The organism is Pradoshia sp. Z3_51 (genome assembly GCF_058215915.1).
The window spans coordinates 139,181-154,214 of record NZ_JBZAJC010000002.1 but is presented as its reverse complement, the minus strand read 5'-3'; the positions used below and the strand labels follow the sequence as shown (position 1 = coordinate 154,214).

The window sequence follows — 15,034 nt, the reverse complement described above, 5'->3', positions numbered from 1 at the left end:
TATCCAAACTAATTAATTTTAAAATGATTATTCAAGGTGATGTTATGGTTTATGTTCTTTTTTAATGAAGTCTATGATTTTTTTCATTTGGTTCGATTGATCAACTGTAAAGTAATTTTCAAACGGATTCATTCCCTTTACTAATCTATCCTTAACAGTTTTCATTGAGTAATGCTCTGTCTGCAACCCGCTCTTTACTTCATCCCAAAACAATGGCGCTGCAACAGAGGGGAAGGCTGTTTCCCTCGGTGAATACGGACAGATAATCGTCTTGTCTTTGTCATGTTGAATATAGTCTATATAGAGACGATTTGCTCTATTTTTTTTCATCCGTTCTATTGTAAAATTGTCCGGAAAACGATTAATTAGATAGAGAGCAATGAATTCGGTAAATATACGTGTTTCCGCATAACTGATTGTAGCTCCCTTCAATGGAAGATGAATTTGAATCCCCTTTCTGCCTGATAACTTCACGAAAGCCGTTAACTGAAATTGATCGAGTATTTGTTTCATTTCCAGTGCAGCTTTTACAGCCAAGCGTAAATCGCCTAGTTCAGGTGGATCAAGATCAAACACGATTTCTGCCGGATTTTGTTTTTTAATATCATTAAAGGGAATATGAAATTCAATGGCTGCCTGATTCCCGAGCCATAAAAGAGTTTCGATATTATTACATACGGTATAGTTAATATCATGGTTCATATCCGTTTTTACAAAATCAGGTGCATAGTCAGGTGTTGCTTTTTGATAGAATCCCTGAGAATCGACACCTTCTGGATATCTTTTAACTGTTAAGTGCCTGTCCTTTAAAAAGGGCAGCATAAAGTCTGCGACAGTAAGAAGGTATTCCAAATACATTTCTTTGGTCACTGATTGCTCTGTCCAGATGATTTTCCATGGATTCGTAATGGCTACCTGTTCATATTGGGACAGTACTAATTTCGTCCATGTACAGGCTGTCCAATTCTCAGTCACCGCCAGGCTTATATAGACCGGAGAATTTAATTTATAATTTGTTACTGCCTTGTATGCCACTTGAATGCAAATACCAGGAGGGACCTTATAAATTTGGTTTTGCTGTGCTTTCCCAGTTTGATGTAAAATACCTAAAATTGCCTCGCGCTCTTCATCAGTAAATGCTTCTTTTACTTCAGCAACCTCAATGATTTTTTCTTCATGAAGAACTGCCACTGTACAGACTTTATTTTCACTATCATATTTAGTTAAAAAACATAGACCTGTATATCTCATATCTCAAGCTCCAATAAACATTCCTTTGGATTACGGTCGACAAATGATTCTAATAAAGGCTGCCTTAATGTCATAGATTCTGTCCATTCCAGATAAGAGACCTTCACTGTATAAATGGGTTGTATCCAGTGATACTGCTTTGTATTTCCCACTTTTGAGGTGAAAGGATTTTCAGTTTGTAAGGCTTTTTCCATAAATTCTTTAATCACCTTCCACTCATCCAGCTTATAGCGTCCTTTTCCTGCACGACCAATATACTTGAGTCCTCCCGAGGAGTCATACAATCCCAGTACTAAGGATTGCAGTTCACTCCCCTTTGTCACATATCCCCCAACTATAGCAATGAGGTCTTTATAAAATTTCACCTTCTGCCACCGACCGTCTTTCCCATTCAAGCTATAGGGTTTACGCAAATCCTTTGCAACGATACCCTCTAATCCCTGCTCCTTGATGGCCTCGTATAATGCCTCTCCATTCGAAAAGCTTTCTACAACCTGTACATTCTCTGTTGGCGTAATTATAGATGACAATAATCTTTGACGTTCTGCAAGTTCGTCATCAATAACCCATTTTCCATCCAGGTAAAGAATATCAAAAATCATATAGATGACAGGTCGTTCCTTTATGGAAAGATGAATCAATTCTGATCGGTTCATCCGGTCCCGCTTCATTACCTCATGAAAAGATGGCTTTCCATCTTGCATAGCGATAATTTCGCCATCCAAAATTACAGAGGATGCAGAACAATAGCTGCCTAAATCCGTAAACTCCGGATATTGCTTTGTTCTATTATTTAAATTACGATTAACCAGCTCTACTTCATCATCTATTTTGTAAACTAACATCCGCACACCATCCCATTTAACCTGGAAGATCCATTCCTCCCCTATTGGTATAACTTCAGCGGAAATCGGCTCAAAGGGTTTTATAGGGTCCATATTTTCACCTTCCATCTAATAGTGCAACAGCATTCGACATTTCATATTTATAGTATGGGAATAAAAACAAAGAATATGTCAGAGAGTGAATGAATTCCGCCGGAATCGTTGTCATTATTTTATGAGGCAGTAGTATCATTAGAGGATTATAAAACCTCCAACGAACTAAGTAACTTGGCTTCAAAAATTTTGGAGGCATCTGAAGAGACAAAACATATGATCCATTACGGTGTTTAAAAGAAATCCTTGCTAAAGATACAAAAAAGATAGCCATTGCCTTGGCTACCTTTTGAGTGCTATCTATTAAATGATGATTACTATAATTACAGAATCTTTTATCAAATAACCGTATCTTATTTACTGGATGTAAATTAATCTACAATAAACTCACTTACAGTAATGATTCAGTTCCATCGACATATATTTCGGTACCGGAAACATGACTTGATTCGTCAGATGCAAGGAAGTATACCAAATTCGCTACCTGTTCAGCTGACCCCGGACCATCTGCCAATGGCTGCATTCCCTCAGGATATTCGATTGGTATTTCGATTTCCTTTAAACTTTCAGACTTAGTTGTGCTGCTATCTATATTTGTTTCAATTGCACCAGGACAAATAGCATTAACCCGAATTTTATATCTGGCCAACTCTAAGGCTGCCATCTTCATAAATCCAATTTGTCCGGCTTTTGAAGTACTATAGGCTGCCATACCAAAACCAGCGAACCGTCTATTTCCATTGATTGAGCTTGTGATTATCATGCTGCCACCTTGCTCTTTCATATAAGGAATGCAGTATTTAACAAACAAGAATGTGCTTCTAAGGTTCGTTTCAATTACTTCATTCCAATCCGAAATTTCAAATTCTTCAATAGAAGATAAGGTCCCGTTTATACCAGCGTTACTGAAAAGAATATCAAGCCTTTCCCACTTATTCATGACCTGTGAAATTCCTTCACGAATTTGGGCTTCATCACGGATATCAACCTGATAAACACAGGCTTCTCCTCCTGCATTTGTGATTTCTTCCTTTACTTTCTCTGCATTATCAAGATCTATGTCCATAATACAGACACGAATGCCATTGTCCGCAAACTTCTTAGCTGTGGCTGCGCCAATCCCAGAACCTCCACCAGTAACGATTGCAACTTTACCCTTTGATTTTTCAGATAACGCCATACGTTTCATCTCCCATGCACATTTCTATTTATCTACTTATTTATCCATTAAGCACAATATTGAAACGTATGCCCGAACAGTTTATACATATATTCATAGAACATTCCCTATATTCCACCAATTTTTTAAAAATTATTTTCAAACCCTCTTATAAACCGTACTACTAACAGATATAATTAACATATCAAGCATACGGTGCTGCCGAAAGGAGAAACAACAGGTTTATGTTTTCACTCAACCAATTTATAAAAAGCAGAGGGTTCGTCCGTTTTCTCACCATCTTATTTTTGATAGGGATTTTCTATGCCCTTAGAGGTATGATGAATTTAGTTCTATTCACTTTTATTTTTATTTTCTTAATGGGCGGTTTGGAGAGAATCATTTCATCGTCCCTATCAAAATTCAGCCCAATACGAGTTAAACCACAAATAATAATTTTCCTGCTCTACACAGTCATAATTTCCTCTTTGGTTATGATCGTATATAAATACATACCTATCATTACAATGCAAATAACCGACCTTGTAAAAGTAATTATTGATTTTTATAAACACCCGCCTGATAACACAGCAATCGATGTTGTGATCAGTGCAATGCAGAAATTTGTATCACCTTCTGAAATTGAGGAAAATGCAGTGGCACTGTACAGTTATGCTGCGAATATCGGTAAATTAAGCCTGCAGTTATTTTTAGCTCTGCTGCTAAGTTTATTCTTTCTTTTGGAAAAGGAAAAAATCAAACGATTTACCGGTTCATTCAAGAAAAGCAAACTGGGCGTTTTATTCACTGAATTAGAGTATTTAGGTAATATCTTTGTAAATTCATTTGGTAAAGTTATTGAAGTTCAATTTTTAATTGCATTTGTTAATGCTATATTATCGACTATTATTCTATATTTCTTAGGATTTCCACAGCTATTAGGGCTCGCATTTATGATTTTCCTATTGGGACTTATTCCTGTTGCGGGTGTTATTATTTCCTTAATTCCTCTTTGTACAATTGCCTATAATATTGGCGGAGGAGTGCATGTTTTATATATAGTTATCCTAATAGCAGCCATACATGCTTTGGAAAGTTATGTACTAAATCCTAAATTCATGTCGGCCAAAACTCATTTACCTACGTTTTTCACATTCCTGGTATTGGTGTTCGGTGAACATTTCCTTGGAATATGGGGCTTGATTTTAGGTATTCCTATTTTTATCTTCTTATTAAATATGCTTGATGTTCCAGATGCTGAAGTGACTGAACCTAAGAATATATAATGGATCGTAAAATAGGCATGAGTTTCGGAATCTTTCGAACTCATGCCTATTGTTATTCTTAAATATAATTCAACCGTACGTCTTACAGAGCACGGCTGCAGTCCACCCTTTTATATTCGTTGTCTGTACAAGGTTGATAGCTCTTTCGTAAAACCATCAATATCAGAAAAATCATTTTCAAGTGATTGAGCCAGCTGCCCCTTTTCAATGAATAACACCCGGTCGGCAAGTTCTGCGGCAACATCCATCATATGAGTAGAGAAAATCGTAATCGTGCCTGCTTCTTTAAGCTTTTTAATCATTTCTATAAATTCATTAATCCAGTAAGGATCGAGCCCATTGGTCGGCTCGTCCATAATTAAAAGTCTTGGTTCAGCTAAAATCGATTGGCCGAATAACAACCTTTGTCTCATTCCTTTAGAAAGATTTTTTACGAGCTCTTTCCGCTTGTCGGTTAATCCCAAACGATTAATCACCTCTCTCACTCGTTCATTGGAAATCTCTCGGATAGCTGCATAAAAAGACATAAACTCTCCCACATTCATGTCGCCCTGAGCATAAAATTCATCAGGCATATAACCGATCAATGATACATATTCTTTATTTTGTGCAGTCATATTGACCCCATCCAACAGAACGGTTCCGGCTGAGGGGGAAGAGATACTGGCCAAAATATTCAGGATAGTACTTTTTCCAGCACCATTCCCTCCGCATAAAGAAACACATTGCCCTTCCTTCACTGCCAACGAAAATGGCTGCAACGCTGTATTGGTTTTATAGTGTTTTGAGATATCAGTCACTTCTAACCCTGTCATTGTGCTCTTCTCCTTTTTAAATACCAAATTGCAATAAAGCCTAACGCAGCAATAAATACAAACGCATATAAGAATAGTACACCCCATACAATTCCTTCATTAAATAGCGGAACCAATCCATCATAGGCTTGGCCGAAGATAGAACCGCCGTCCAATCTAATCACCAAGAAAAAGCGTAAGAATTCTGCTGGATTTATGATCATCGCAATTTTCATAAGCACTCCTATCATTGAATAAGGTAAAGCACCTAAAATAGCAATTAACGCAGTCGGCCATATCATAATAAGAAGAAACCAGACTGCAACAGATAGAGTAAGTGCCTGCCATTTCGTGCTTACAAATGATCCTATAAAAAGGCCAAGTGTCAGGAAAAACAAGATTAACAGCATACTAAATAGAAAAAGCACAAGCATCCAAGTTAACGAAATATCAATCCCAGTCAGCAACCCAATTACCATACTCAACCAATACGCCAGTGAAAAACACACTGCCTGGGCAGTAAACTGGCCTCCAAGTTTACCAAAGAAGTAGGAGACGATATCTAATGGATACGTACATAATAATCTCCATTGGCCATTTTCCATTTCATTAGCTATTGAAAAAGAGCCAAAAATCAACATAAATAATGGCAATATATATAACATAATATTAACGACTGTTCCCGTAATATTTGTATATCCTGAGATTGCTCCATTTGTCCGCTCCAATGCCAATAAAAGAGAAATGACAACAATCCATAGAATGGCGATTGAATAATACGAACGGCCCCGTGATGTCATTCTCCATTCAGAGCTCCATATGTTCCACATTCTTCTTACCTCCCGTGACGACATCTAAATAAAAGGCAACCATGCCGGCTGCCTTGTTTTTTTCACCTGTTAACTATGGCTATGACTGTCCGTTTCCTTATGATTCATCTCTTTATGCTGTTTCCAATCATGTTTTTGTAAATCTTCATAGGATAATAAACTTCCCCCTGATTCTTCAGCAAATTCTTCAGCACTTGATTGGTCTTCAAAAGAAATTACATTGTATGACATTGGCGTCTTGATTTCTTCTCCATATACGAAATAGGATTTTTCAAATTCTATCCATTCTTTAGAATGATAATCACGTACAAAGGTCTTCTCAATTTCCTTATTCTCGTTTTCATCTGTCCAATTAAACATGCAACCGATATCATCAAAAACAAATGTTTTACCATCAGTTAAGATAATTTCTGTTGCATGCTGATTATCCGCAACCGACATATTACAGTTTGCGCATGTGTCAGTCTTCGAATCAATTTCCACTGGCTCAGTCGATTCATTACCGCAAGCAGACATAAGCATAACTGCAATTCCGATTAACGCAATTTTCCATAATGATTGTTTCATCGTTGTTTCCTCCCTTTTATGAATAGAAATAAACTGCCTATATACAATAATCCGCTGACTATCCATACTGGCAGATCAGCTTGATTGTTTTGATTGTTTGATTGGATAGGGTCCATTAAGGGACCTGAGTCCGTTAATAGCTCTTCATCGGTACTTTTCAGCATTTTTTGCAGAATTGTCATGCCCGGTGCCTGAAAAAAGAGTTGATACTCAGGAACTTCCTCTGTCAAAGCCAGAAAATAAGGATCGGCTCGGTAGATTAAATTACTTATACCATCTCCGTCTGAATCTATTTTCGCTGATGCGTCCCAGTAGTTCCCATCCAATTGATTCCCTTCACTTTCAATAGCCTGAGCGTCATTTACATTACCCAGAAAATCATTTTGATAGATTCGATTATTCTCTGATTCTTTAAACTGAATACCTACAAAATTTGATTGCAGCCTGTTATCCTTAACGGTATTCACATTGGCCTTTTCAATAAATATGCCAATCCGGTTATTGTGAATCTCATTTGTTTCAACAGTAACATTCCTAGAGTCATATAGTAACAAACCCTGAGAATTTACATTTTCATTATTTTCGGTGAATGTATTCTTACGTACCATTGCATCTTCAGCCCCCATAATCATGGCGCCGGTAAAGTTATTGAATGATTCATTTTCTTCAATCAAACAGGAATTGGAATACATTAAATGCACCCCATAATGGGCATCCCAAATTTTATTATTTTTAAATGTATTATGGTGGCTGTATTCTACATAAAATCCATCCTGAACATTCCGTATTGAATTTTTACCGAACGTGTTGTAATTTGACTCCCACAGATTAATAGCATGGCCTTCAGATGTCCCTGTAAATGAACTTTCTAGCACACTTACATGATTCGCCTTATCCAGTTTAATACCAGTCCCAGCTGACTTGATTGTGAGATTGTTAAGTTTATGATAATTTCCAGCCAGCACAATTGCAGATTCCTCAATTGGTAGGCGTGTTGCCTCTATTTCAATATTTGATATTTGTACACCCTCACCAGAAATGTTTATAAAGGATCCCTCTCCTGTATAACTCAGCACTGTATTTTCTGTTCCTTTAATGGTCATTGGCTTATTAATGGAAACCGGATCTTCATAGGTACCGCTTTTAACAATCAATGTTCCTCCAATGGGCGTTTGGTCAATTTGCTGCTGCAGAGTTGATTCTGCGAAACTACTCGGTTCATATATAATCAATAACGCTACAAACACTAAAAAGATGCGTAACCTTTTCATCATTAACCCACCTTTTTCTATCAATCGTTTGCTCCACTTTAAGCAGTTGATGGTATGATCATATTCATTATAATTTATATAATTATTTTACTTGAAAAATAATTATATTTTCCAGCATAAAGGTATCAAGCCCATCATCATATTGTATTAGGAGCTATTTTATGGAGAATTTTATATGTTTCAGCATAGAAGTTTAATAGGTTAAATTTACAGGCAACTATTATTGCAGAAGATTATTCTTGTGCAGGGGAAGTAACCAGGGAGATATTAGAGGGATAGGAAGAGTTCTTGCGAAGCAATGACCGAATAGGGTAAGTAAACTAACCGAAAATCTTAATAGACATTTGAATGCCAGATATGAATGGATTGGAACATAAAATAAAAGCCCACTACCATCTGTCAACATTATTATCACCACTGTGTCCTAACGACATTGTATATTTAGGTGAAGCGTTTACAAACGTTAACCTAAATCTTTGAAACAAATGGAAAAAGGAACTGAATGAACAGCCACACATAATTTCAATGTACAGTTCCATTATCATTTAGCAATGTTTCTTTAACCTCAACAGCCCTTTTATAATAAATAGATTTCGGCATATTCTTTATTAAATCACATGTTTTGTTAATTTGCTCCAGGGCTTCATCCTTGTGGCCCTGTTGATTTAAACAAAGAGCAATATAGATTCCTGCAGACTGTACCATTCCTACATCGATTGGATGCACCAACGCACCGGATAGATGACATTTAAGCAGATTTTCCAAAGCTCGATCAATTTCTCCCAGACCATATAGTGCTTTCCCATATTCCAGATAATAAAGTTCGTCTATCTTTTCCGGATTTATCGCAAATTCTTCTAGGTAGTGAATAGCTTTTTTGTAGTCTTTTGTTATTTCATTATGATAAACCGCATATAAAAGTGGAAACATCATCAATGCAATCTTATTTTCCGAAAAAATCGCATATTGACGAGATTTACTGATTAATCTAAGAAACTCCTTATCATCCTTCATCACAAGCGGATAATTGGAAGCAATCCTGTATATATCATCCATACGATAATAGACATTCGTCTCTTTGGACAATGCGATGGCTTCCTGCATTCTTGTATGGGATTCTTTATATTCTTCCAACGCTAATAAGACGATTCCTTCATCCAATAAAAGCTTTAATTGAAATACCGTATTTTCTTCAAGTCCATTACCAGAGTAGAATTTTCTAATTTCATTCAAAATGGATAAAGATTCATCCCAATTTCCATGAGACAAACGATACTGATGATAAATCCATAATGTTTCAGCACTGTCTAAGAATAAAGAATTCATCTTAAAATAGGAGGCTGCCAATTCGATATATTTCTTCATGTTTGGTTTATCTAAATAAAGGCCTGCTTCCGCATAAAGGCTGTATAACTTCGCCTCCATTACTCCCTGAGGCATATTTTCAGAAACCACATGGGATAATTTATCGTAAATAGCTGAATAATTCTCTTGTTTTTTATCATTCTTTATCTCATTTAATAAAGGTAGATAATCCTCTTTCTCATTCAGAAGATCACTAGGTTCACAACCAAGCTGTTGAGCAAGATATTCAAGTGTGCTCATCGATGGGGTTGCTTTACTGTTTTCAATTTGGCTCAGCATTCCTTTTGTCAATCGATTTCCAGCCAACTCGGATTGGGTCATCCCTAAAGCTTTCCGTAACGTTTTAATTTTATTGCCCAGCATGGTTATCCCCTCCTTATGGAAAGTATACGGTAAATAATTCTGATCCACAAATTAAAGTTTAATTATTTTAAACTTTTTGTTGACTTCCAAAAATTAGTATTTATATAATAAGTTTAATGACATTAAACTTTTAAACTAAAGGAGAAAAGCCCATGAGTGTACGTTATACCGAAGCAGAACAAGAGAGATTAAGCGCAAGGAATATTTTATTGTTTTTTATTGGAAAATTTATTTCATTATTTGGTGCAAGCATCTATTCATTTGCCATCGGATTATACATTTTAAAAATTACCGGTTCGGGTACAAGTTTTGCACTTGCTCTTGTGTTTGCCTCTGTTCCCCGAATTATTTTTGGACCAATTGCCGGAACCCTTGCAGATCGCTTTAACCGCAAAACAATCATTATATTGACGGAAATTCTTAGCGGAATACTCATGTTTTTTATGATTGTCTATTCTCACTTTTCGGGGCTCTCACTTGCATTGTTATATACATCAGAAGTACTGCTAGGGATTTTTTCTACTTTCTTTTCTGTGACTGCATCTTCAACCATTCCCTCAATGGCTGGGGATAAATCTATACAAAAGGCTGGCTCTTTAAATCAATCCGCATCATCGCTTGCCGGTATACTCGGTCCAATCATAGCTGGTATTTTATACGGGTTCTTAGCAATTGAGGAAATCATTCTGCTAACTGGAATCACCTTTATACTTGCCGGTATAATTGAATTATTTATTATTTTCAACCTGTACACTGAGAAAGCGGCACAACAGGAAAAGACGCAATTCATGAAGAGTTTGGCTGAAGGCTTCTCCTATTTAAAAGAAAACGATTTTTTATTCTCCCTGCTCAAAGTATCACTTTGGATTAACTTCTTCTTTGCGGGTATAAATGTTGCAATCCCCTACATCCTGAACACATCACTGAATTTTTCTTCTCAATCATACGGAATTGCTGCTTCGATGGTATCTGTTGGAGCACTTATCACATCATTGATCATTTCACAACGTCTTGAAATGAAAGATAAATTAAAGAAAATTAGATTGGGCTTAATTGGTTTAGCAATACTTGTCATTATGATTGGCTTGCCTCCTATGCTCCAAATGACTTCTGTGATTGCCAATGTCAGTTACTACATCATCGTCCTTGGAATGATAGGTTCCATCGTCATGGTTGTAAATATTCCTATTCATGTATTAATACAGCGTACAACCCCGAGCCACTATCTTGGTCGTATTTTCGGATTAGTTGAAACGATTGCATCTGCAATCTCACCGCTTGGGATGATTCTTTTCGGTGTCTTGCTTGACTACATACCAGCTTTTTATATACCTCTCATCACTGGATTTTCACTGCTCTTAATTAGCTTTCTTGCCATGTCAAAAGTAAAAGAACCAAAGGAATCTGAATTGGCAAGTTAATGATAAAGAAGTATCGCCCGGCTTGGGTTATATCCAGCCGGGCATTTTTATACTCCCCTAATTGTTTTTACTCGATTATAGGCGTATCTTGCAGATTCCTCTATAATGAATTGATTCTGATTGAATTTCTAGCTGGTTACTGTCTGTATCGACTTCGATTCGAGCCGAATCGGGCTAGATTCCGGCTGATTCACTGCTTTAATACAGCCGATTCCTCTTCGAATCCAGCCAATCTGAGCTTGAATCCGGCCGATCGCCCCTTGAATCCAGCCAAGCTCTAAATCAAGCATGACACAAACCGTCTCAGCAATTCAAAAAAGCCCCTTTATGCGATAATCTAAACTATCGCATAAAGGGAGCTCCAACTCTCATTTACTATTATTTTTCTTTAGGAAATGCCTTAGAATACAAATTATATCCGCCATCAAGGTTCTTAACTTTAATGCCGTTTCCTTCAAGTATTCTGGTAGCTAAGTAACCCCTCATACCTACCTGGCATGTAAGATATAAATCTTTATCAGTCGGTATCTCTGATAATCGCTCTCTCAGTTCATCAACAGGAATATTGACCGAGCCGGCAATTGCTCCTTTAGCAACCTCAGCAGGTGAGCGGACATCAATTAAATAACCTCCGTTTTCCACAATCTCATCAATTTCATGCCATTGCACTGTGCTGACCATTCCCTCAATAATATTGGTTGCTGCGTAACCAGCCATATTTACAGGATCTTTAGCTGAGGAATATGGAGGAGCATAGGCAATCTCGATATCCGGAAGATCCAATACAGTTAAGCCACCTTTGATAGCTGTCGCGATAACATCAATACGTTTATCTACCCCATCCTTTCCAACTGCCTGCGCTCCGTATATTTTCCCCGTTTCCTTATCGAAGATCAGTTTCAAATGCAATTGGGAAGCACCTGGATAATAGCCAGCATGGCTGCTTGGTGCAACATGAACAACCTCATATGGTATACCTAAACGCTTCAGCATCTTTTCATTGCTTCCTGTTGAAGCAACGGTCAATTCAAACACCTTGGCTATGGAAGTGCCCAATGTACCGTTATAAACACTTTCTTTCCCGTGAATATGATCCGCTACTAAACGCCCTTGACGATTGGCAGGCCAAGCGAGCGGCACATAAGTATCCGTTCCGTTAATATAATCCTTTACTTCAATGACATCACCGACCGCATAAATAGATGGGTCTGATGTTTGCAGATGCTCATTGACTTTTATCGCATTCCGAACCCCAAGCTCGAGGCCGGCATCTTTCGCAATGGTACTTTCAGGTTGAACACCAATCGCTAAAAGTATCATATCCGTTTCTACTTCTTTGCCGCTTTTCAAGCGAATGATACGACCATTCTTTTCAAAAGATGATACACCATCCTCAAGTATTAAATGAACTCCATTGTCCCGCAAATGTGTGTGGACCATTTGAGCCATCTCCAAATCAATTGGCGCCATCACCTGATTTCCCATCTCAATAACTGTTACATCTATGCCGCGCTCCCGTAAATTTTCAGCCATTTCAATCCCAATAAACCCGCCGCCAATGATAACAGCCTTCTCAGGTTTATCCTGATCTACCTTTTCTTTGATACGGTCCGTATCAGGAACATTCCGAAGCGTATAAACAGATTTAGCCTCATCGATTCCCGGAATGGCTGGCCTAACCGGTTTTGAACCCGGAGATAGGATTAGCACATCGTAGGATTCCTCATATTCCTCGCCTGTCATTGCTTTTCTGGCTATGACAGTCTTCTGCTCCCGATTGATTTTGATAATTTCTGTCCAATTACGTATATCTAAATTATAGCGTTGCCCCATTCCTTCAACTGTTTGAACAAGCAGTTTATTACGGTTTTGGATAACTTCTCCTATATAATATGGAAGACCACAATTCGCAAATGAAATATATTCACCTTTTTCAAACATGATGATTTCATCTTTTTCGCTTAGACGGCGCAGTCTTGCCGCAGCAGATGCTCCGCCTGCCACACCGCCAACAATTAAAATCTTCATTTTAATAGACCTCCATTAGTTCATCGATTAGTCTAATCGTAATATACCCTATTGGGTATGTCAATTTATCAAACTCACATGATTACACTCTATCATTGCTCCCGATAACAGTTTTCATAACACCGTTTTACTTTTAAATAATACCCAAAAAAAGCAAACCCACTTTTAACAATGGGTTTGCTTCTTATTACAGTTAAAAAGATTTTTTCAAATAATAGTTCTCGTGTTGTTTAACTTCCTCCATATTTTTAGGCAGTAAACGATAGAATAGGATTCCGCTTGCCAGAAGGATAACACCGAAAATAAATGTTTTTAAATCAGCCGTTCCTTTGATGATCACCCAAATGGAATATGCCGTCGCCAATATGGCTATGGTACCATCAATAATTCGTGAACGCATTTCATCAGATTTATATGTCTCGCCAGTCCAAACTAATTTCAGTTGGAATGAGGAGGAAATTAAATATGGCACTAAATAAGAAAGTGTCGCGATATAAATAATAAAGTCAAATGCATGAGCAATTGAATTTGAAATAGTTGAGAAAATAAATAATTGACCTAAACCATTTGAAACAATCATAGAGAAATTAGGAATCCCACGCTTATTGACCTGTAAAAACTTAGGGATAAATAAACCTTGTTTTGCTGCCTGATACGGGATTTCAGCGCTTAACAAGATCCAGCCAATTGTTGAACCAAATAAACTGATCAATCCAATGACCGCCAATGCTTTCCCACCAACAGGTCCCAGCACCGTTTCAATTGCATCGATTAATGGTTTTTCTGAATGGATAAGTGCATCCTGTGTTAATAATCCCATAACAAGTGTACTGATTCCCATATAGATAGCCAGGGCAATCAATAGCCCTAAAATGGTCGCTCTCTTTACATCTGCCTTTCTCTTCGCCCTTGATGCGAATACAACAGCAGATTCAACCCCTACAAAAGCCCATAAGGTTGAGACGGCAGCAAAATTTACCTGGCTGAGTAATCCCCGACTCTCACCATCAATTATACGAGTTTCCGCAAACGGTACAATATTAGATTGTTCAAAGGCAAATAGCCCAATTACAATGAATAATCCAAATCCAAGTACTTTTGCCGCAGTCGCCACAAAGTTTAATTTACCAGCATTCTCTATGCCTCGCATAATAAAGAAATGAACGCCCCAGAGCATGATTGTGCAGACAAGGAATGTTAAAGCATTGCCAACTTTTAGACTAAAATTCCCTATACTGAACAATTCAGCCGTACTAGTCAAACTTGGGAAGAAGGTAGATAAATACCCTGCAAACGTAGTGATGATGGCAATATTACCTGCAAAATTACCAATCCAGTATCCCCATGTAGACATAAACCCGGATAATCTTGAGGCTAAAGAATTTTCCTTGAACAATTCCTTAGCATAAATCTGAGGGCCACCTGTTAAATGTGGCTTACGAACAGCCAGATTCCCAAAAACCAGCGCAATAGTTAGTACACCCAATCCTGTTAATCCCCATGCCATAATTACTCCGGCAGGACTAGCTACTTCTGCCAGCGTACGCGGCAACATAAAAATACCAGACCCAACCATATTGCCGACTACAAATGCCGTTAAAATCCAAAAACCCAGTTGCTTCTTATTGTGCACGATAATTCCCCTTCCAAAGCTGTCATGTTACTCTCTATTTTTGAATTATCCATTTCTGTGTAAATAAACTAAATAAAAAACACACCTTATTGTTAAGGTGTGCAACATTTTATGATTAGCCACACCAG

Annotated in this window: 12 protein-coding genes; 2 read left to right on the top strand and 10 right to left on the bottom strand. The window is 37.6% G+C overall.

Annotated features, from left to right (window positions below):
- Nucleotides 1-42: 42 nt before the first annotated feature.
- The 3 genes from ligD to AC4BHA_RS04350 form a co-directional block, all read right to left on the bottom strand.
- Nucleotides 43-1,251: a non-homologous end-joining DNA ligase gene (gene ligD, locus AC4BHA_RS04360; protein WP_490558220.1), complete on the bottom strand. Its 1,209-nt coding sequence runs from the start codon at nucleotides 1,249-1,251 to the stop codon at nucleotides 43-45.
- Entirely contained in the window at nucleotides 1,248-2,189 is a 942-nt protein-coding gene (locus AC4BHA_RS04355) for an ATP-dependent DNA ligase (RefSeq protein WP_066101018.1), read from the bottom strand. The genes ligD and AC4BHA_RS04355 overlap by 4 nt, the downstream gene beginning before the upstream one ends.
- A 391-nt stretch (nucleotides 2,190-2,580) precedes the next feature.
- Nucleotides 2,581-3,369: an SDR family oxidoreductase gene (locus tag AC4BHA_RS04350; RefSeq protein ID WP_490558219.1), complete on the bottom strand. Its 789-nt coding sequence runs from the start codon at nucleotides 3,367-3,369 to the stop codon at nucleotides 2,581-2,583.
- A 224-nt stretch (nucleotides 3,370-3,593) separates the two neighbouring features.
- Here AC4BHA_RS04350 and AC4BHA_RS04345 point away from each other — a divergent pair, with 224 nt between their 5' ends.
- Nucleotides 3,594-4,634, top strand: coding sequence for an AI-2E family transporter (locus AC4BHA_RS04345; RefSeq protein ID WP_066101033.1), 1,041 nt, complete (start codon nucleotides 3,594-3,596; stop codon nucleotides 4,632-4,634).
- 110 nt (nucleotides 4,635-4,744) lie between these two features.
- Here AC4BHA_RS04345 and AC4BHA_RS04340 read toward each other — a convergent pair whose 3' ends face one another.
- From AC4BHA_RS04340 to AC4BHA_RS04320, 5 genes are all read right to left on the bottom strand, one after another.
- Complete coding sequence (locus tag AC4BHA_RS04340) at nucleotides 4,745-5,449, bottom strand: ABC transporter ATP-binding protein (RefSeq protein ID WP_490558218.1); 705 nt, start codon at nucleotides 5,447-5,449, stop codon at nucleotides 4,745-4,747.
- Entirely contained in the window at nucleotides 5,446-6,258 is an 813-nt protein-coding gene (locus AC4BHA_RS04335) for an ABC transporter permease (RefSeq protein WP_066101040.1), read from the bottom strand. The genes AC4BHA_RS04340 and AC4BHA_RS04335 overlap by 4 nt, the downstream gene beginning before the upstream one ends.
- Nucleotides 6,259-6,327: 69 nt before the next feature.
- The gene (locus AC4BHA_RS04330) at nucleotides 6,328-6,825 is read right to left on the bottom strand and encodes a nitrous oxide reductase accessory protein NosL (RefSeq protein ID WP_140461220.1); all 498 of its coding nucleotides are present in this window, start codon (nucleotides 6,823-6,825) and stop codon (nucleotides 6,328-6,330) included.
- Nucleotides 6,822-8,099, bottom strand: coding sequence for a right-handed parallel beta-helix repeat-containing protein (locus AC4BHA_RS04325; RefSeq protein WP_139891333.1), 1,278 nt, complete (start codon nucleotides 8,097-8,099; stop codon nucleotides 6,822-6,824). Before AC4BHA_RS04325 ends, AC4BHA_RS04330 begins: the two co-directional genes overlap by 4 nt.
- Before the next feature lie 519 nt (nucleotides 8,100-8,618).
- Entirely contained in the window at nucleotides 8,619-9,824 is a 1,206-nt protein-coding gene (locus tag AC4BHA_RS04320; protein ID WP_066101050.1) for a helix-turn-helix domain-containing protein, read from the bottom strand.
- A gap of 152 nt (nucleotides 9,825-9,976) precedes the next feature.
- Between AC4BHA_RS04320 and AC4BHA_RS04315 the strand changes: the two genes are divergently transcribed.
- Nucleotides 9,977-11,245 (top strand): MFS transporter, encoded by a 1,269-nt coding sequence (locus AC4BHA_RS04315; RefSeq protein WP_490558217.1) that lies wholly within the window; start codon nucleotides 9,977-9,979, stop codon nucleotides 11,243-11,245.
- A 378-nt stretch (nucleotides 11,246-11,623) separates the two neighbouring features.
- On the opposite strand, the gene cdr is transcribed toward AC4BHA_RS04315, so the two are convergent.
- Nucleotides 11,624-13,273: a CoA-disulfide reductase gene (cdr, locus tag AC4BHA_RS04310; RefSeq protein ID WP_066101056.1), complete on the bottom strand. Its 1,650-nt coding sequence runs from the start codon at nucleotides 13,271-13,273 to the stop codon at nucleotides 11,624-11,626.
- Nucleotides 13,274-13,466: 193 nt separating this feature from the next.
- Nucleotides 13,467-14,906 (bottom strand): amino acid permease, encoded by a 1,440-nt coding sequence (locus AC4BHA_RS04305; RefSeq protein WP_140461218.1) that lies wholly within the window; start codon nucleotides 14,904-14,906, stop codon nucleotides 13,467-13,469.
- Nucleotides 14,907-15,034 lie beyond the last annotated feature (128 nt).

What these genes read in the sequence shown, in the direction of transcription:
- AC4BHA_RS04340 (WP_490558218.1), bottom strand. Translation starts at nt 5,449, where the DNA reads ATGACAGGGTTAGAAGTGACTGATATCTCAAAACACTATAAAACCAAT.
- AC4BHA_RS04320 (WP_066101050.1), bottom strand. Translation starts at nt 9,824, where the DNA reads ATGCTGGGCAATAAAATTAAAACGTTACGGAAAGCTTTAGGGATGACC.
- AC4BHA_RS04345 (WP_066101033.1), top strand. Translation starts at nt 3,594, where the DNA reads ATGTTTTCACTCAACCAATTTATAAAAAGCAGAGGGTTCGTCCGTTTT.
- AC4BHA_RS04325 (WP_139891333.1), bottom strand. Translation starts at nt 8,099, where the DNA reads ATGATGAAAAGGTTACGCATCTTTTTAGTGTTTGTAGCGTTATTGATT.
- AC4BHA_RS04355 (WP_066101018.1), bottom strand. Translation starts at nt 2,189, where the DNA reads ATGGACCCTATAAAACCCTTTGAGCCGATTTCCGCTGAAGTTATACCA.
- AC4BHA_RS04350 (WP_490558219.1), bottom strand. Translation starts at nt 3,369, where the DNA reads ATGGCGTTATCTGAAAAATCAAAGGGTAAAGTTGCAATCGTTACTGGT.
- AC4BHA_RS04330 (WP_140461220.1), bottom strand. Translation starts at nt 6,825, where the DNA reads ATGAAACAATCATTATGGAAAATTGCGTTAATCGGAATTGCAGTTATG.
- ligD (WP_490558220.1), bottom strand. Translation starts at nt 1,251, where the DNA reads ATGAGATATACAGGTCTATGTTTTTTAACTAAATATGATAGTGAAAAT.
- cdr (WP_066101056.1), bottom strand. Translation starts at nt 13,273, where the DNA reads ATGAAGATTTTAATTGTTGGCGGTGTGGCAGGCGGAGCATCTGCTGCG.
- AC4BHA_RS04315 (WP_490558217.1), top strand. Translation starts at nt 9,977, where the DNA reads ATGAGTGTACGTTATACCGAAGCAGAACAAGAGAGATTAAGCGCAAGG.
- AC4BHA_RS04335 (WP_066101040.1), bottom strand. Translation starts at nt 6,258, where the DNA reads ATGTGGAACATATGGAGCTCTGAATGGAGAATGACATCACGGGGCCGT.